The following is an 18,045-nucleotide window of genomic DNA, read 5'->3' as shown; positions in this document are numbered from 1 at the left end:
TCAGAATTTAGAGAACAAGAGAGAACAGGGACCATATGTCCAGCGAATCCTCCTTCGGCCTCATGCAGATCGGCCTCGCCACCGCGGAAGACATCCGTGGCTGGTCTTACGGTGAGGTCAAGAAGCCGGAAACCATCAACTACCGCACTCTCAAGCCTGAGAAGGACGGTCTTTTCTGCGAGAAGATCTTCGGACCTTCCCGTGACTGGGAATGCTACTGCGGCAAGTACAAGCGCGTCCGCTTCAAGGGCATCATCTGTGAGCGTTGTGGCGTTGAAGTCACCCGCGCCAAGGTGCGCCGTGAGCGCATGGGCCACATCGAGCTCGCCGCTCCCGTCACCCACATCTGGTACTTCAAGGGCGTTCCGTCGCGCCTTGGCTACCTTCTGGACCTGGCTCCGAAGGACCTCGAGAAGGTCATCTACTTCGCTGCCTACATGATCACCAGCGTTGACGAGGAAAACCGCCACGCTGAACTGCCGAACCTCCAGGTCGAGCACGACCTCGAGAAGAAGCAGCTGATCGACAACCGCGACAGCGACATCGCCCAGATCGCCCGCGACCTTGAAGACGAGCTTGCCCGTCTTGAGGGCGAGGGTGCCAAGGGTGCGGACAAGAAGAAGGCCCGCGACTCCGCGGACCGCCAGATGGCGAACGTCCGCAAGCGCGCCGACGCCGACATCGAGCGCCTTGAGCAGGTCTGGGACCGCTTCAAGAACCTCAAGGTCGCCGACCTCGAAGGTGACGAGGGCCTGTACCGCGAACTGCGTGACCGTTACGGCATGTACTTCGAGGGCTCCATGGGTGCCGAAGCCATCAAGAAGCGTCTTGAGACCTTCGACATGCAGGCTGAGGCTGAGTCCTTGCGCGATATCATCCAGAACGGCAAGGGCCAGCGCAAGACCCGCGCCCTGAAGCGCCTCAAGGTTGTCAACGCGTTCCTCACCACGAACAACAGCCCGCTCGGCATGGTTCTCGACGCCGTCCCGGTGATCCCGCCGGAACTGCGCCCGATGGTCCAGCTGGACGGTGGCCGCTTCGCGACCTCCGACCTCAACGACCTCTACCGCCGTGTGATCAACCGAAACAACCGCCTCAAGCGCCTGCTTGACCTCGGTGCTCCGGAGATCATCGTGAACAACGAGAAGCGCATGCTTCAGGAAGCTGTTGACAGCCTCTTCGACAACGGCCGTCGTGGCCGTCCCGTCACTGGCCCGGGCAACCGTCCGCTGAAGTCCCTGAGCGACATGCTCAAGGGCAAGCAGGGCCGTTTCCGCCAGAACCTGCTCGGTAAGCGTGTTGACTACTCCGGCCGTTCGGTCATCGTCGTCGGCCCGCAGCTGAAGCTGCACCAGTGCGGCCTGCCGAAGCAGATGGCCCTGGAGCTCTTCAAGCCGTTCGTGATGAAGCGCCTGGTTGACCTCAACCACGCACAGAACATCAAGTCGGCAAAGCGCATGGTTGAGCGTTACCGTCCGCAGGTCTGGGACGTGCTGGAAGAGATCATCACCGAACACCCGGTGCTGCTCAACCGTGCACCTACCCTGCACCGCCTTGGTATCCAGGCCTTCGAACCGCAGCTTGTTGAAGGTAAGGCAATCCAGCTTCACCCGCTGGTTTGTGGCGCCTTCAACGCTGACTTCGACGGCGACCAGATGGCAGTCCACCTGCCGCTGAGCCCGGAAGCCCAGGCCGAAGCCCGCATCCTGATGCTGTCCTCGAATAACATCCTGAAGCCGTCCGATGGCCGCCCGGTCACCCTGCCTTCGCAGGATATGATTATCGGCCTGTACCACCTGACCACCAAGCGCGTCGGCTCTGCCGGCGAGGGCCGCGTGTTCTCCTCGGTGTCGGAAGCCATCATGGCCTACGATTCCCGTGAACTGCACCTGAACTCCCAGGTGAAGATCCGTCTGGAGAACTTCGTTCCCTACGCAGGTTGGGAAGCTCCGGAAGGTTGGGAGCCCGGTCAGCCGGCTCTCGTTGAAACCTCCCTCGGCCAGGTCATCTTCAACCAGACCCTGCCTGAGGACTACCCCTGGGTTGAGGCTGTTGCGGACAAGGGCGAACTGTCCCGGATCGTCAACGACCTCGCAGAGCGCTACCCGAAGGTTGTTACTGCGGCAACGCTGGACAACCTGAAGGACGCCGGTTTCTACTGGGCTACCCGCTCGGGCGTCACCGTGGCCATCTCCGACATCGAAGTTCCGGACACCAAGCCGGGCATCCTTGCCGGTTACGAGAACATGGCTGCCAAGATCCAGGGCCAGTACGACAAGGGCCTGATCGACGACGACGAGCGTCGCCAGGAACTGATCGAGATCTGGAACAAGGCAACCAACGAGATCGCCCAGGCGATGCGTGACAGCCTGTCCCCGATGAACACCATCAACCGCATGGTGTCCTCCGGTGCACGTGGTAACTGGATGCAGGTCCGCCAGATCGCGGGTATCCGTGGTCTTGTGGCCAACCCGAAGGGTGAAATCATCCCGCGTCCGATCAAGTCCTCCTACCGTGAGGGCCTGTCGGTGCTGGAATACTTCATCGCCACGCACGGTGCCCGTAAGGGTCTGGCCGATACCGCTCTCCGTACCGCCAACTCGGGTTACCTGACCCGTCGTCTGGTGGACGTCTCGCAGGACGTCATCGTCCGCGAAGAGGACTGTGGAACCGAGCGCGGCCTGGTCACGCCGATCGCAGTTCCGGACTCCAACGGCGAGTTGGTCCTGGACGAGAACGTCGAGAACAGCGCCTACGCACGGACGCTGGCTGTCGACGTCGTCGATGCCCAGGGCAACGTCCTGGCACCGGCCGGCACCGACTGCGGCGACGTCGTGATCGGCCAGCTGCTCGCAGCCGGCATCACCGAGGTCAAGGTCCGTTCCGTTCTCACCTGTGAGTCCAAGGTCGGCACTTGTGCCCTGTGCTACGGCCGTTCGCTGGCAACCGGCAAGACCGTGGACATCGGAGAGGCCGTCGGCATCATCGCCGCACAGTCGATTGGTGAGCCCGGTACCCAGCTGACCATGCGTACGTTCCACACCGGTGGTGCTGTATCCGCAGGTGGTGGCGACGACATCACCCAGGGTCTGCCCCGTATCCAGGAACTGTTCGAAGCCCGTACTCCGAAGGGTGTGGCACCGATTGCGGAAGCAGCCGGACGCATCACCATCGAAGAGTCCGAGCGCCAGATGCGCCTGGTGATCACTCCGGACGACGGTTCCGAAGAGATCGCCTACCCGGTACTGCGCCGGTCCCGCCTCCTCATCGAAGACGGCGACCACGTCAGTGTCGGCCAGAAGCTGATCAACGGTCCGGTGGACCCGAAGCAGGTTCTGCGCATCATGGGTCCGCGTGCAGCACAGAAGTTCCTTGTGGACGAAGTGCAGGGCGTTTACCGCAGCCAGGGTATTGGTATCCACGACAAGCACGTCGAGGTTATCGTCCGCCAGATGCTGCGCCGCGTTACGGTCATCGAGTCCGGCGACTCCGACCTCCTGCCGGGTGAACTGGCAGAGCGCACGCGCTTCGAGGAAGAGAACCGCCGCGTCGTGTCCGAGGGCAAGGCACCGGCTTCCGGCCGTCCGGAGCTCATGGGTATCACCAAGGCTTCCTTGGCCACCGAGTCCTGGCTGTCCGCAGCTTCCTTCCAGGAGACCACCCGCGTCCTGACGCAGGCGGCCATGGAAGGCAAGAGCGATCCGCTGCTCGGCCTCAAGGAAAACGTCATCATCGGTAAGCTCATCCCGGCTGGTACGGGTCTGCCGCGCTACACGCAGGTCACTGTGGAGCCGACGGAAGAAGCAAAGGCAAGCCTGTTCACGGGCCCCAGCGCTTTCACCGACTTCTCCTATGACGCCCTGGGTGGGGACGGTGCCCCCGAGTTCCACGCCATCCCGCTGGATGACTACGACCTCGGCAACGACTTCCGCTGATTGCAGCGTTAGTCATTGACTGAACGCCGGGCCCCGCATTCTTCGGAGTGCGGGGCCCGGCGCGTTAACGGCCACTCCGCCGCAGCCCGGGGGAGCGGAGGACGACGGCGGCACCCGGCTGCCGCCGTCGTCCTCCATACACCCGATTAAGGCGGGAGATCAAGCCGTGCTAGACTTTATGTAATTGTTCTGTGTGGCAGTGGATGAAGGCCGCCGCAGCATCATTTTGGTTTTGTTCTCATGGTGTTGGGTGTGGAGTCTGTTTCCGGGTTGCGGGCAACTTGCGCAACGAATGCCGCACTTTTGCACGCCTACCGGAAGTTCCGGCCGGCCGCATGAGCAACGCCAAAGTTCCCACATGTGCACCGGCTGGCGCCTGTGCGTGGGGGCAGAGATCAAACAACGGAGAACACGAAAGTGCCTACGATTAACCAGCTGGTCCGCAAGGGCCGCACGCCGAAGGTCTCCAAGACCAAGGCTCCCGCGCTGAAGGGCAGCCCGATGCGCCGCGGCGTTTGCACCCGCGTCTACACCACCACTCCGAAGAAGCCGAACTCGGCCCTTCGTAAGGTCGCACGTGTGCGCCTCAACGGTGGCGTGGAAGTTACCGCCTACATCCCCGGTGTTGGCCACAACCTGCAGGAGCACTCCATCGTGCTCGTCCGTGGTGGTCGTGTGAAGGACCTCCCGGGTGTCCGCTACAAGATCGTCCGCGGCGCCCTCGACACCCAGGGTGTCAAGAACCGCAAGCAGGCCCGCAGCCGCTACGGCGCAAAGATGGAGAAGAAGTAATATGCCTCGCAAGGGTCCGGCCCCGAAGCGGCCGCTCGTTTCAGATCCCGTCTACGGCTCCCCGTTGGTCACCCAGCTGATCAACAAGGTCCTGATTGACGGCAAGAAGTCCACCGCCGAGCGCATCGTTTACGGTGCACTCGAAGGTGCCCGCGCCAAGACGGGCGGCGACCCCGTCGCAGCCCTGAAGAAGGCCATGGACAACGTCAAGCCTTCCCTGGAAGTGCGTTCCCGCCGTGTTGGTGGCGCCACCTACCAGGTTCCGGTTGAGGTCAAGCCGGGTCGCTCCACCGCCCTCGCACTGCGTTGGCTCGTGGGCTACTCCAAGGCCCGCCGCGAAAAGACGATGACCGAGCGCCTCCAGAACGAAATCCTGGATGCCTCGAACGGTCTCGGTGCCGCTGTCAAGCGTCGCGAAGACACCCACAAGATGGCCGAGTCCAACAAGGCCTTCGCACACTACCGCTGGTAAAACTTCCCGGACGCCGCCGGCTCCACCGAGCCGGCGGCGGACGTGCAGTCCATCCGAAAGGGAGACCCCGTGGCACAGGACGTGCTTACCGACCTTAACAAGGTCCGCAATATCGGCATCATGGCCCACATCGATGCCGGCAAGACCACCACTACCGAGCGCATCCTGTTCTACACGGGTGTGAACCACAAGATCGGCGAAACGCACGACGGCGCTTCGACGACCGACTGGATGGAACAGGAAAAGGAACGCGGCATCACCATCACGTCCGCGGCCGTGACCTGTTTCTGGAACAAGAACCAGATCAACATCATCGACACCCCGGGCCACGTGGACTTCACGGTTGAGGTTGAGCGCTCCCTGCGCGTCCTCGACGGTGCAGTTGCAGTGTTCGACGGCAAGGAAGGCGTGGAGCCGCAGTCCGAGACTGTTTGGCGCCAGGCTGACAAGTACAACGTTCCGCGTATCTGCTTCGTCAACAAGATGGACAAGCTGGGCGCTGACTTCTACTTCACCGTAGACACCATCATCTCCCGCCTCGGTGCCAAGCCGCTGGTCATGCAGCTGCCGATCGGCTCCGAGAACGACTTCGTTGGCGTCGTCGACCTCCTTGAAATGCGCGCACTGGTTTGGCCGGGCGACGCCAAGGGCGACGTGACCATGGGTGCTTCCTACGAGGTCCAGGAAATTCCTGCGGACCTCAAGGAAAAGGCCGAGGAATACCGCGCACAGCTCGTTGAGACTGTTGCCGAGGCTTCCGAGGAACTCATGGAGAAGTACCTCGAAGGTGAAGAACTCACCCTCGAAGAGCTCAAGGCCGGCATCCGCAAGATGACCATCAACTCCGAGCTCTACCCGGTCTTCTGTGGTTCTGCCTTCAAGAACCGCGGTGTCCAGCCGATGCTCGACGCCGTCGTGGACTTCCTGCCGAACCCGCTCGACGTTCCTGCGATGATCGGTCACGATCCCCGTGACGAAGAGAAGGAACTGACCCGTAAGCCTTCCGCTGACGAGCCGTTCTCCGCTCTTGCGTTCAAGATTGCTGCCCACCCGTTCTTCGGCCAGCTCACTTTCATCCGCGTGTACTCCGGTCACGTTGATTCCGGTGCGCAGGTGGTCAACTCCACCAAGGGCAAGAAGGAACGTATCGGCAAGCTCTTCCAGATGCACGCCAACAAGGAAATGCCTGTTGAGGGCGCTACCGCCGGCCACATCTACGCTGCGATCGGCCTGAAGGACACCACCACCGGTGACACCCTCTGCGATCCGGCAAACCAGATCGTCCTCGAGTCCATGAGCTTCCCGGAGCCCGTGATCTCTGTTGCGATCGAGCCGAACACCAAGGGTGACCAGGAGAAGCTCTCCACGGCTATCCAGAAGCTCTCCGCTGAGGACCCGACCTTCCAGGTCTCCCTCAACGAAGAAACCGGCCAGACTGTTATCGCGGGTATGGGTGAACTCCACCTCGACATCCTCGTTGACCGTATGCGCCGCGAATTCAAGGTTGAGGCCAACGTCGGCAAGCCGCAGGTTGCTTACCGCGAAACCATCAAGCGCGCTGTGGAGAAGGTTGACTTCACCCACAAGAAGCAGACTGGTGGTTCGGGTCAGTTCGCAAAGGTCCAGGTCTCCTTCGAGCCCCTGGAAACCACGGACGGTACCTTCTACGAGTTCGAAAACAAGGTCACCGGTGGCCGTATTCCGCGTGAATACATCCCCTCCGTTGACGCTGGTATCCAGGACGCCATGCAGTTCGGTATCCTGGCCGGCTACCCGATGGTGGGCGTCAAGGCGATCCTGCTCGACGGTGCTTACCACGATGTCGATTCCTCTGAAATGGCGTTCAAGATCGCCGGATCCCAGGTGTTCAAGGAGGGTGCCCGCAAGGCCAACCCTGTCTTGCTCGAACCCCTGATGGCCGTCGAGGTCCGTACCCCTGAGGAATACATGGGTGACGTGATCGGCGACCTCAACTCCCGCCGTGGCATGATCCAGTCCATGGAAGATGCTGCAGGCGTGAAGGTTGTTCGTGCGAACGTTCCGCTGTCCGAAATGTTCGGCTACATCGGCGACCTGCGGTCCAAGACCCAGGGCCGTGCTGTGTACTCGATGACGTTCGACAGCTACGCGGAGGTCCCGAAGGCAGTAGCCGACGAGATCATCCAGAAGACCCGCGGCGAGTAATCACCCGGTAGCGGATGCAATTCCGGTAACCGGGAAGGCATCTCAGCGCGAGTGGCGGGGCCACGGCGAAGGTCGTGGCCCGGCCCCCTGCGCGAACAGACTCCAGGAACTAGTATTGGTTCCTGAATCTGAAATTTCACCAAAACCAAGCCCCCAAGTAGACTTGCTAGAGTTTCTGCCGCGAAAAGCGCGGCCGAGGAGCACGTCACTTGAAATCGTTCTAGGAGGAACCTGTGGCAAAGGCAAAGTTCGAGCGGACTAAGCCGCACGTCAACATCGGCACCATTGGTCACGTTGACCACGGTAAGACGACGCTGACTGCCGCCATTTCCAAGGTGCTGTACGACCAGTACCCGGATCTCAACGAGCAGCGCGACTTCGCGTCCATCGACTCTGCTCCGGAAGAGCGCCAGCGCGGTATTACCATCAACATCTCCCACGTGGAGTACCAGACCGAGAAGCGTCACTACGCACACGTTGACGCCCCGGGTCACGCTGACTACATCAAGAACATGATCACCGGTGCTGCCCAGATGGACGGCGCAATCCTCGTGGTTGCTGCAACCGATGGTCCGATGGCTCAGACCCGTGAGCACGTTCTGCTCGCCCGCCAGGTTGGTGTTCCCTACCTGCTGGTCGCACTGAACAAGTCCGACATGGTCGAGGACGAGGAACTCCTCGACCTCGTTGAAATGGAAGTTCGTGAGCTCCTGAGCTCGCAGGGCTTCGACGGTGACGACGCTCCTGTCGTTCGCGTTTCCGGTCTGAAGGCTCTGGAAGGCGACCCGGTTTGGGTCAAGTCCGTCCAGGACCTGATGGCAGCTGTCGACGAGTCCGTTCCGGACCCCGTACGTGACCGCGACAAGCCGTTCCTGATGCCGATTGAGGACGTCTTCACCATCACCGGCCGTGGCACCGTTGTTACGGGCCGCGCCGAGCGTGGCACCCTCGCCATCAACTCCGAGGTCGAGATCGTTGGCATCCGCCCGATCCAGAAGACCACGGTTACCGGTATCGAGATGTTCCACAAGCAGCTCGACGAAGCATGGGCCGGCGAGAACTGTGGCCTGCTGCTCCGTGGCCTCAAGCGCGACGATGTCGAGCGTGGCCAGGTTGTCGTCAAGCCGGGTTCCATCACCCCGCACACCGACTTCGAGGCAAACGTCTACATCCTTTCCAAGGACGAAGGCGGACGTCACAACCCGTTCTACTCGAACTACCGCCCGCAGTTCTACTTCCGTACGACGGACGTTACCGGCGTTATCACCCTGCCTGAGGGCACGGAAATGGTTATGCCCGGCGACAACACTGAGATGACCGTTGAGCTCATCCAGCCGATCGCTATGGAAGAGGGCCTCGGCTTCGCTATCCGTGAAGGCGGCCGCACCGTTGGTTCGGGACGTGTTACCAAGATCATCAAGTAGTTTCTGCTTGTCGATCGGGCGAGTCTCCGGCTGACGGAGGTTACCCACAGAAGAACCCCATCGCTTCGGCGGTGGGGTTCTTCTTTGTTATGATTTCTCTATCGAATGGATAAACCGGGCGGTCTGCCCGGACTCACCTGTGGAGTTGCCGTGCTGGGGTTCCTGACCGTCGTCGTCTTGCTGTTCCTTGCCGGCCTTAGCGCCGGGGCCTACGCCCTCGGTGTGGCCCGGGGCCGCCGTGTTGCAGGCTCACGGAGCGGTGCGGCGAGGGACGACGATGATGCTTACCGTGCGGCATACCTCGCGGGGCATCTGGCTGGCTGGCAAGACGCCGTAGCCAAGACGGCGCAAGCGAAGCAGGGCGAGGCAGCCCTTCCGCAGACTGTCCAGCAGACAACGGCTGCTGCGCCATCGGTCGTGACGCAAGCTGCCCCTGTGCGTCCGGCCCCCGAGCGTCCTGCCCCTGAGCGTCCTGCGGCACCGCGCCCGGTTCACGGATCCCCGGTGCAGGGCTACTCGGTCTACGAGCCGCTGCGTCCGGCTGCAGGGTTCGCTCCGCCCCAGGGTGCCGCGCCGCAACGCGTAGTTCTTCCAGCCCCCATACCCAAAGCTCCCGGAGGTCCCGGGCAGATGCAGCCGCCACCGCAAGCTGCGCCGCCCTGGCAGGGTGAGACTCCCCAAGAGGCTGCTCAGCGCAAAGAGAAGCGCGACCGGCAAAACATCAACATCACCCTCTATGTGGCGAGCCTCCTCTTGGTGGCGGCCGGGGCACTTTTTGTGGGTACGAGCCTGCCTGAGTCCCTTCGTTTTGTTGCCATTTGGCTTATCACGGTGCTCTTCTATGCCGCAGGACTCGTGCTTCACCCACGCGTTCCGCGTCTCCGCCCCGCGGCAATGGCCTTCACCGGAACAGGCTTGGCACTGGTCCCTGTTACCGGCCTGGCCATGTACAGCTTCGCTTTGCACAACGGGCCCCTCGCGTGGCTGGTGACGTCTGTCCTCGGTACGATTGCCTACGTCTATGCGGCGATCCGCTTGGATAACAAGGTCCTGGCAGCCCTCTCGCTCAGCTTTGTGGTTTCCACGGCGTGGTCAGGTGTTTCGGTGCTGGGTGGGGCCCTCGTGTGGTACTTCACGGCCCTGATTGGCGTCGCCGTTTTGTTGACCCTGGCAGCCATCTTGCGCCCGCGGTGGATTCCGCCGCTCTACATACGTCCACTGATGGCGCTGCATCCGTTTGTGGTTCCTGCGGTGGGTGTAGCCGCCACGTTGACTCCCAACCTCATGGCCAAGGGGGAGTACTCCCTTGTGATGGCGATGTGCGGCGCCTATTTCGCTGTCATGCTGTGGGTTCCTGACCTGAAGTTCCGAACGTTGTACTTCTACGCCGCCAGGGCAGCGTTCTCCCTCGCCATCATCGCCGTGGTGTGGGATGTCACGGGAGAGGTCAGCCAGGCTTTGCTGGCAGCGGTCCTATGCCTCGGGATTCAGGCTCTTATTCTGGCTTTCGCCGGGCAGCGGATATCTCCAAAGACGTGGTGGACGGACGCTGTCTCATGCCTGGGCCTGCAGCTCGTGGTGGCCCTTGTCCTCGCGATCGTGCTCGCATTCAGTACCTCGGAACTACCCGCGTACACGGCCTTCTACGTCGTCTTGGCAACCTCAATGCCCCTGGGGTGGAAGCTACGCGGGGGAGTGGCTTTTGCCCCGGCAGCCGTCGTTGCCGCCGCCTCGGCCCTGGCCCCCATGCTGGGCGCGTGGCCACTCTTCGCGATGTTCGCTTCCTCGGGCCTGTTTTGGTTCGGCCTGGCGCTGCGAGCCCAGGGTGTGTACCCCAAGACGCTTGTGCTTTCCGGGCGGATTGCCCTTAGCCTCGCAGTTCCCTTCCTCATCACCGCGCTTTACCCGGAACGTCCGGACGCTGCCGCCCTAACAGCTCTTGCATTGGTTGTAGTGTGCGCGGCCCAGCAAGTACTTGGCGCTGCGTTCGAGCGCTGGGGGGTTGGTCTACTGGCCCCGCAAATCAGCGCCTTGGCGTTTGGCGGTGTGGGCATCACCGCTCTGGCGGTCCTTACCGTCCTGGACAAAGCGCCCGGTCATCCGGTCGTGGCGGCAGGAGTGTTCGCGGTCCTGGCGGGCGGTCTTGTGGCCGGCATGCTCGCGTTTCCCCCTGTATCTCCGGCGGGCAGGGCGAGCCGGGCGGGCAGCGGGGCGCCGGAGTCATGGCGCCCGAACGGGATGGAGTTCCTGGCACCTGCCGCTGGCATGGTCTCCGCGGTAGTCGGTGCTGCGGTGGTTTCCCGGGGGATCGGGAACTTTGCGCTGCTGGCCCTTGCTATGTACTTCGTTGTCACTGCCTTGCGCCTTCCCGGATCCATGCATCGCCAGTGCTACTGGTGGCTCGCGCGGGCTACCGCCACAGTGCTGGCTGCTTCGGCCTACGTGGATCTCTCCAGTGCGGGCTACGCACTTTCCGTGGGCGGCGAGGAGGCAACGCCCGCAACGGTCATCGTCTGGGTGCTCGGCGCGCAATTGGTGGCGGTATTGGCGGTAGGCCGCAAGGCGATGTCCTTGAGCCTGCTGATGGTTGATGCTGGCGTGTTGTTGGCCTTGATGTCGATCGCCACCGCCGCCCTGAGTTTCCCCGTGGTGCTGCATTCTTCACCGCACGACGGGTGGCAGCCCGGAGCCGCAGCCATCATCACCGCAGCGGGGGCTCTCGTCGCCGCCGTCATGCTGCGCAAGCACCGTGTGGCATGGCTATTGGCTCCTGCCGCCATGCACCTTTTGGTTGTTCGCGGGCACAATGTCCGCGATGTTGAAATCCTGCTGGGGCTCTTTACCGCCTACGCAGGCTTCATGGTTGGGCTGACGCGCGAAGCACGATTGCGCGGAGCCCATCTCCTGGCAGGCCGGGTGCTTTTCACGGCCTTTGCGACGATTGTGGTCGCTGACGCCGCCGAATCCGCAGCAGCTGCTTCATTGGCACTGGCCGGTCTCGTCTTCATCCAGATCGCACTGCATCCCATCGTCCGGCGGCGTTTCGATGGCTCGCCGCTGCTGAAGGAAGCCTTGTGGGCGGGGCTCGTTGTCCAGCTGCTGCTTCCGTGCTGGTACCTTTGGGCCCGGGATTTCGACGGCGGTGGACGCTGGGTGGTTCTGTGCGAACTGACCCTGGCCATCGTTGCAGCAGCACTCGTGTGGCGGGACCAGCGCCATGCAGCGGCGTTGTATGCCGGAGTGGTTGCCGTGGCCGGGGTGGTTGTAGGCGCCGGTCCCGCGTTGACCTTTCCCTCGGGTACTTGGCTGCACCAGGCCGTCCTCAGTGAACTCCACGTGCCGGCCGTACTCTTGGGCCTGGCTGCTGGCCTCACTGCGCTAAGGGTCTTCCTCGGCCGCTTGAGTACAAGCCCCGCCCGCCCGCAGCTGAAGTGGTCCTGGTTCGCCAGCGCGTTGTTCTTCGCATCGGTGGCCGGCATCTTCTCGGTCGATGCCAGCCGCATCCTTACGGGTCTGGCCGTCCTGACCGGGGCCCTCGTCTTCTATGCAGGTTCGCATCTGGAGGACCGTCCCCGTTTCTACGCCGCGGCCGCGTCCACAACACTGGTGGGGGCGGTAACGGGCGTCGAGGGTTGGCTGAACGAATCCGGAGCTACTACGGCATTTACCGGCGCGTGGCCTGACCTCTTGCCCTGGCTCCTCGGGGGAGTTGGGACGGGCTTGATCCTCTACGTATGGCGGCTGCTGGGAGGGCCGGCCATCACGGCCGAGCCGTGGAGGCGCTACTCGCTCTCAGCGACAACCGGGGCCGGGCTTCTGGCCACGGCCATACTTGGGCTGGTGCATGACGAAACCGCCTTCACCGGTGCATTCCTGACGGCGGCAGCCGCTGTCCTACTGGTGGTGGAAATTCCCGTTGGGAAGCACCTGGCCGCCGAGGTGGGAACCGTGGTGGTTGTTGTGGCCTTCCAGCGGGCGGTGATCTTTGTGGACAGCACCAGGCCGGATTGGTTCTGGGCTGCCCAGTGGTTCGTTGTGGCCGGCGCAGTTTTAGCAGGCCTGCGCTACAACCAGAAGCAGCGCGCGGCCGGGCGGTCGAGGTTGGGGATGGCTTCCGGTGTCCTGTCCCTCAGTTCTTTGGCAACCATCTTCGCTGGGACACCGTCGCAACAGATCTACGTTTTGGCGGCGCACGCGGTCCTCCTCGGGGCCGGGCTGTTGCTGTCCGAGCGGCTATTCGTCGGCTGGGGTGCCGTGGGCGTGGCAGCGAGCGTGATGTGGGCCCTGCGTTCGTATGCTTTTGCGATGCTGGCACTTGTTGCCATAGGGCTGATCGTCCTGGCTGTCTGGCGTCTGAACCGTCGGCCCCAAGAGCCGGGCGTGGTTGGCCCGAAGGGCGGGGAGCACACGCACGACCGAGTCGGATAGTGTTGCTCCCAAAGAGAGGAACACCATGGAATTCCTGATTTTTCTGGTCGTTATCGCAGCCATCACCGGCTCTGTTGTGTGGGGCCGGAAGTACTTCCGGCACGAAATCGACCGGGCGAAGCGGATCAACCGGGCCAACAAGAACAAATAGCACTCCGGGGGGCAAGCGTTTTACGCTCCTGGGCACATGTTTTAACCCGCTTGGACTACAGCTGTTGTTCGCGGCGGCGCGCCCGTTCCAAGGACCGCAGCCAGTAGAACGACTCTTTGGGCGTTCGTTCCAAGGTGTCGAAGTCCACGTGAACCAAGCCGAAACGCTGCGAATAACCCGCGGCCCACTCAAAGTTGTCCATCAACGTCCACACGTAGTAGCCGCGGAGGTCGATTCCCTCCGCGTCCCCGCCCGGGCCTGTTGCCGTTAGCGCATGGCCCAGGTGCTCAGCCAGGTACGTAATCCTGTTGGTGTCCTGGAGCGGGCTGGTCACGTGGTCGGGCTCGGGGAAGCTTGCACCGCCTTCCGTGATGTAAATGGGTGGAAGTGCCTCCCCGTACCTCTGCTGCATTTCCTGCAAAAGGGTGGTCAACTGATCCGGCGCCTCGGGCCATCCGAATCCGGTGGTCTCATATTCGTCGTATACCGCAAGATGGAACGGCACGTTCACCATCTCTTGTGCAGCTCCAGTCGGGATTTCGGCAGGACCGGAGCCGGACGCAACCTTGAGCGGGTAGTAGTAGTTGAGGCCGTAGAAGTCCAACGGCTGGCTAATGGTCTTCAAGTCGTCATCCTGCACCGGGCCCAAGGAACGGAACAGTGGCGAAAGGGCCAGCGGCGGCTTCGGGTATTCGCCCAGGAGGATGGCGTCGGCATAGATGCGGTTGAGGATCATGTCGAGGGCATCGGACATGAGCCGATCGGAAAGTTTGTTGCTGGCCGGCCGAACGGGCGAATGCATGTTGGAAATGCCGATCTGTCCGGAAACGCCGGCAGCCCGCAGTGCCTGAACCGCGAGCCCGTGGCCAAGCAACTGGTGATGGGCTGCCGGGAGGCAATCGAACAGAAGCTGGTTGCCGGGGGAGTGGGCGCCCAGTGCGTACCCCTGCAAGGTCACCGAGACAGGCTCATTCACGGTTACCCAAGAATCCACCCGGTCGCCGTACCGCTCGGCAACGATCGCGCTGTACTCGGCAAAGCGATGGGCGGTCTCACGGTTCAGCCAGCCGCCGGCATGTTCCAAGGGAAGCGGCGTGTCCCAGTGGTACACGGTCACCATGGGAGAGATCCCGGCGGCCAGCAGCTTGTCGATCAGCCGGTCGTAGAACTCAAGGCCACGGGGATTGACGGCGCCCTTCCCCTCCGGCTGGATCCTCGGCCACGACAAGGAGAACCGGTAGGAATCGACGCCGAGCTCCTGCATCAGGGCGATGTCTTCGTCCGCACGGTTGTAATGGTCGCAAGCGATCGCGGGAGAGCCGCCGTCGACGATTGTTCCCGGCTTCTCCGCGAAGGCGTCCCATCCTGCAGGGCCCCGGCCATCCGCAGTCAAGCTGCCTTCGATCTGGAAGGCTGCGGTCGCGACGCCCAAGGTGAAACCGGGGCGGAGGCGTGCCGCCAAATCCTCTACGGAACCCGTATCCTGGACAGTCATGCATTTATCATCCATAGCTGCTGCCGCCACTGGCAATGGGCCGCGAGCCCTCGATTAGCCTTTGGTCCATATTTCCGGCATACTGGATGAGTTGTTCAAGCGCTTCTTCGTGTCCCGATTCGGATAATGCCGGATGTCAGGGTCCAAGCTGAAGCCCAAACATAACCCTGAACCCCATGGAATGCGGTCGAGTTTGCGTGAAAATCGCGACACGCCCGACCGCGGGGGTCGGTGCGCCGGCAGGTTGAGGAACCCGGAGTTTCCGGATTCAGCTTGTGCGGCGTGTGGTGGTACAACCTCAAACGCTTCGGCGGCCACATCAACAGGTAAGTAAACAGAGCAGCCCTAACTAGAGCAGCACTAGCTGAAAGAGAGTCAGGCGACATGGCGGGACAAAAAATCCGCATCCGGCTGAAGTCATATGACCACGAGGTCATTGATGTTTCAGCGCGGAAGATCGTTGAGACGGTCACGCGCGCAGGCGCAACGGTAGTCGGCCCGGTGCCGCTGCCGACGGAGAAGAACGTTTACTGCGTTATTCGCTCTCCGCACAAGTACAAGGACAGCCGTGAGCACTTCGAAATGCGTACTCACAAGCGTCTGATCGACATCATCGACCCCACGCCGAAGGCCGTTGACTCGCTTATGCGTCTCGACCTGCCTGCAGACGTGAACATCGAAATCAAGCTCTAGGGAGGTGCTGAGAGACTATGACCGCAACCCGTAACGTGAAGGGCCTGCTGGGCACGAAGCTCGGCATGACCCAGGTCTGGGACGAGAACAACAAGCTCATCCCGGTAACTGTTGTCCAGGCTGACTCCAACGTCATCACCCAGCTGCGCAACGCAGAGGCCGATGGCTACGTCGCCGTACAGATCGGCTACGGCCAGACCGACCCCCGCAAGGTCACCAAGCCGCTGGCTGGTCACTTTGAGAAGGCCGGCGTAACTCCTCGCCGCCACGTCGTCGAACTGCGTACCGCAGACGCCGCATCCTACGAGCTGGGCCAGGAGCTCTCTGTTGAGATCTTCGAAGCCGGCCAGAAGATCGACGTCGTCGGCACCTCCAAGGGTAAGGGCTTTGCCGGTGTTATGAAGCGTCACGGCTTCTCCGGTGTCGGCGCTTCCCACGGTGCCCACAAGAACCACCGTAAGCCTGGCTCCATCGGTGGCGCATCCACCCCGAGCCGCGTCTTCAAGGGTCTGAAAATGGCCGGCCGCATGGGCGCCGTACGTCACACCACCCTGAACCTCACCGTTCACGCTGTTGACGTCGAGAAGTCGCTGCTCCTTATCAAGGGTGCCGTCCCCGGTGCCCGCGGCCAGGTCGTACTCGTACGTTCCGCCGTGAAGGGAGCCTAGTTAAATGACTAGCACTGTCAAGGTAGACCTGCCTGCAGAGATCTTCGACGTCCAGACCAACGTGCCCCTGCTGCACCAGGTCGTCGTCGCACAGCTCGCTGCTGCGCGCCAGGGTACCCACAAGACCAAGACCCGCGCCGAGGTTTCCGGTGCAGGTCGCAAGCCGTTCAAGCAGAAGGGCACCGGTCGCGCCCGTCAGGGTTCCATCCGTGCTCCCCACATGACCGGCGGTGGCATCGTCCACGGTCCGACCCCGCGCGACTACAGCCAGCGCACCCCCAAGAAGATGAAGGCTGCTGCTCTCCGTGGCGCCCTCTCTGACCGCGCCCGCAACGGCCGCATCCACGTTATTGAAGCCCTGGTTGCCGGCACCAAGCCGTCCGCCAAGGAAGCACTGGCGTCGCTGCGTGCAGTCTCCGAGCGCAAGAACCTGCTCGTCGTAATCGAGCGCGCCGAAGACGTTGCTGCACTGTCCGTGCGCAACCTCGCAGATGTTCACGTTCTGTACGCAGACCAGCTGAACACCTACGACGTGCTCATCTCCGACGACGTGGTCTTCACCAAGGCTGCTTTCGACGCGTTCGTCGCTGACAAGGCAAAGAACGAGGAGGCCTCCAAGTGAGCGTAACCACCATCAAGGACCCGCGCGACGTCGTGCTTGCACCCGTCGTTTCGGAAAAGAGCTACGGTCTGATCGACGAAGGCAAGTACACCTTCCTGGTGGACCCCCGCTCGAACAAGACCGAGATCAAGCTGGCCGTGGAGAAGATCTTCTCCGTCAAGGTCGAATCGATCAACACCATCAACCGTGCCGGTAAGCGCAAGCGCACCAAATTCGGCTGGGGACAGCGCAAGAGCACCAAGCGTGCCATTGTCACCCTCAAAGAAGGCACAATCGACATCTTCGGCGGTCCGCTCGCGTAGCGGAGACCACTTTAACGAGGAATTAAATTATGGGAATCCGTAAATACAAGCCGACTACCCCGGGCCGTCGTGGCTCGAGCGTAGCCGACTTTGCTGAAATCACGCGGTCGACTCCGGAAAAGTCGTTGCTGCGTCCGCTGCACAAGACCGGCGGCCGTAACAACACCGGTAAGATCACCACCCGTCACAAGGGTGGCGGACACAAGCGCCAGTACCGTCTGATCGACTTCCGTCGTCACGACAAGGACGGCATCAACGCCCGCGTTGCCGAAATCGAGTACGATCCGAACCGCACGGCTCGCATCGCCCTCCTGCACTATGTTGATGGCACCAAGCGTTACATCATCGCTCCGAACAAGCTGTCCCAGGGTGACTTCGTCGAGGCTGGCCCCGACGCTGACATCAAGCCGGGCAACAACCTGCCGCTGCGCAACATCCCCGTCGGTACCGTGATCCACGCAGTTGAACTGCGTCCGGGTGGCGGCGCCAAGATGGCCCGCTCCGCAGGTGCTTCGGTCCAGCTCGTCGCCAAGGAAGGCCGTTTCGCCCAGCTGCGTCTGCCCTCCGGTGAAATCCGCAACGTTGACGTGCGCTGCCGCGCAACCGTCGGCGAGGTCGGCAACGCCGAGCAGTCGAACATCAACTGGGGCAAGGCCGGCCGTATGCGCTGGAAGGGCGTTCGCCCGACCGTCCGTGGTGTAGCCATGAACCCGGTTGACCACCCGCACGGTGGTGGTGAAGGTAAGACTTCCGGTGGTCGCCACCCGGTCAACCCGAACGGCAAGCCCGAGGGCCGTACCCGCCGCCCGAACAAAGAGAGCGACAAGCTTATTGTTCGTCGCCGCCGTACTGGCAAGAACAAGCGATAGGAGCCTGGAC

13 protein-coding genes are annotated in these 18,045 nt (G+C 62.3%); 12 read left to right on the top strand and 1 reads right to left on the bottom strand.

The window, feature by feature from the left end:
• The first annotated feature begins 35 nt into the window (after positions 1-35).
• The 7 genes from RI444_RS16080 to RI444_RS16050 all read left to right on the top strand — a co-directional run bounded on the left by RI444_RS16080 (position 36) and on the right by RI444_RS16050 (position 13,386).
• Positions 36-3,935 carry a DNA-directed RNA polymerase subunit beta' gene (locus RI444_RS16080; RefSeq protein WP_207605697.1) on the top strand — a complete coding sequence of 1,300 codons (3,900 nt, stop codon included), beginning with the start codon at positions 36-38 and terminating at the stop codon, positions 3,933-3,935.
• Positions 3,936-4,352: 417 nt separating this feature from the next.
• Positions 4,353-4,727, top strand: a complete 375-nt coding sequence (gene rpsL, locus RI444_RS16075) for a 30S ribosomal protein S12 (RefSeq protein WP_009358312.1) — start codon at positions 4,353-4,355, stop codon at positions 4,725-4,727.
• Between the two features lies 1 nt (position 4,728).
• Positions 4,729-5,199: a 30S ribosomal protein S7 gene (gene rpsG, locus RI444_RS16070; protein WP_021472399.1), complete on the top strand. Its 471-nt coding sequence runs from the start codon at positions 4,729-4,731 to the stop codon at positions 5,197-5,199.
• 69 nt (positions 5,200-5,268) lie between these two features.
• Positions 5,269-7,383 carry an elongation factor G gene (gene fusA, locus RI444_RS16065; protein WP_021472400.1) on the top strand — a complete coding sequence of 705 codons (2,115 nt, stop codon included), beginning with the start codon at positions 5,269-5,271 and terminating at the stop codon, positions 7,381-7,383.
• A gap of 233 nt (positions 7,384-7,616) precedes the next feature.
• On the top strand, positions 7,617-8,807 hold the full coding sequence (tuf, locus tag RI444_RS16060; protein WP_021472401.1) for an elongation factor Tu: 1,191 nt from the start codon (positions 7,617-7,619) through the stop codon (positions 8,805-8,807).
• Between the two features lie 105 nt (positions 8,808-8,912).
• Complete coding sequence (locus tag RI444_RS16055) at positions 8,913-13,235, top strand: hypothetical protein (protein ID WP_207605698.1); 4,323 nt, start codon at positions 8,913-8,915, stop codon at positions 13,233-13,235.
• Between the two features lie 25 nt (positions 13,236-13,260).
• Complete coding sequence (locus RI444_RS16050) at positions 13,261-13,386, top strand: hypothetical protein (protein WP_263884712.1); 126 nt, start codon at positions 13,261-13,263, stop codon at positions 13,384-13,386.
• Between the two features lie 55 nt (positions 13,387-13,441).
• On the opposite strand, the gene RI444_RS16045 is transcribed toward RI444_RS16050, so the two are convergent.
• Positions 13,442-14,881, bottom strand: a complete 1,440-nt coding sequence (locus RI444_RS16045) for a GH1 family beta-glucosidase (RefSeq protein ID WP_021472404.1) — start codon at positions 14,879-14,881, stop codon at positions 13,442-13,444.
• Positions 14,882-15,265: 384 nt separating this feature from the next.
• On the opposite strand from RI444_RS16045, the gene rpsJ reads away from it, so the two are divergent.
• The 5 genes from rpsJ to rplB are packed head-to-tail and all read left to right on the top strand — an operon-like array spanning position 15,266 to position 18,035.
• Positions 15,266-15,574, top strand: a complete 309-nt coding sequence (gene rpsJ, locus RI444_RS16040) for a 30S ribosomal protein S10 (RefSeq protein WP_003803825.1) — start codon at positions 15,266-15,268, stop codon at positions 15,572-15,574.
• A 17-nt stretch (positions 15,575-15,591) separates the two neighbouring features.
• The gene (gene rplC / locus RI444_RS16035) at positions 15,592-16,242 is read left to right on the top strand and encodes a 50S ribosomal protein L3 (RefSeq protein WP_316963830.1); all 651 of its coding nucleotides are present in this window, start codon (positions 15,592-15,594) and stop codon (positions 16,240-16,242) included.
• Between the two features lie 4 nt (positions 16,243-16,246).
• Positions 16,247-16,864: a 50S ribosomal protein L4 gene (gene rplD / locus RI444_RS16030; RefSeq protein WP_021472407.1), complete on the top strand. Its 618-nt coding sequence runs from the start codon at positions 16,247-16,249 to the stop codon at positions 16,862-16,864.
• Positions 16,861-17,166 carry a 50S ribosomal protein L23 gene (rplW, locus tag RI444_RS16025; RefSeq protein ID WP_021472408.1) on the top strand — a complete coding sequence of 102 codons (306 nt, stop codon included), beginning with the start codon at positions 16,861-16,863 and terminating at the stop codon, positions 17,164-17,166. The genes rplD and rplW overlap by 4 nt, the downstream gene beginning before the upstream one ends.
• A gap of 29 nt (positions 17,167-17,195) precedes the next feature.
• A complete protein-coding gene (rplB, locus tag RI444_RS16020; protein WP_021472409.1) occupies positions 17,196-18,035 on the top strand; it encodes a 50S ribosomal protein L2 in 840 nt (279 codons plus the stop codon).
• Positions 18,036-18,045 lie beyond the last annotated feature (10 nt).

Source organism: Paenarthrobacter sp. AT5, from assembly GCF_032764245.1.
GTDB lineage: Bacteria > Actinomycetota > Actinomycetes > Actinomycetales > Micrococcaceae > Arthrobacter > Arthrobacter ureafaciens.
Note: the sequence above shows the minus strand (reverse complement) of the source record. Positions and strands in the feature narration are given on the sequence as shown.

Excerpts from the sequence above, each read along its gene's own strand:
- rpsJ (WP_003803825.1), top strand. The coding sequence starts at position 15,266 with ATGGCGGGACAAAAAATCCGCATCCGGCTGAAGTCATATGACCACGAG.
- rpsG (WP_021472399.1), top strand. The coding sequence starts at position 4,729 with ATGCCTCGCAAGGGTCCGGCCCCGAAGCGGCCGCTCGTTTCAGATCCC.
- RI444_RS16080 (WP_207605697.1), top strand. The coding sequence starts at position 36 with ATGTCCAGCGAATCCTCCTTCGGCCTCATGCAGATCGGCCTCGCCACC.
- RI444_RS16055 (WP_207605698.1), top strand. The coding sequence starts at position 8,913 with ATGGATAAACCGGGCGGTCTGCCCGGACTCACCTGTGGAGTTGCCGTG.
- rplC (WP_316963830.1), top strand. The coding sequence starts at position 15,592 with ATGACCGCAACCCGTAACGTGAAGGGCCTGCTGGGCACGAAGCTCGGC.
- RI444_RS16050 (WP_263884712.1), top strand. The coding sequence starts at position 13,261 with ATGGAATTCCTGATTTTTCTGGTCGTTATCGCAGCCATCACCGGCTCT.
- rplB (WP_021472409.1), top strand. The coding sequence starts at position 17,196 with ATGGGAATCCGTAAATACAAGCCGACTACCCCGGGCCGTCGTGGCTCG.
- RI444_RS16045 (WP_021472404.1), bottom strand. The coding sequence starts at position 14,881 with ATGACTGTCCAGGATACGGGTTCCGTAGAGGATTTGGCGGCACGCCTC.
- rplD (WP_021472407.1), top strand. The coding sequence starts at position 16,247 with ATGACTAGCACTGTCAAGGTAGACCTGCCTGCAGAGATCTTCGACGTC.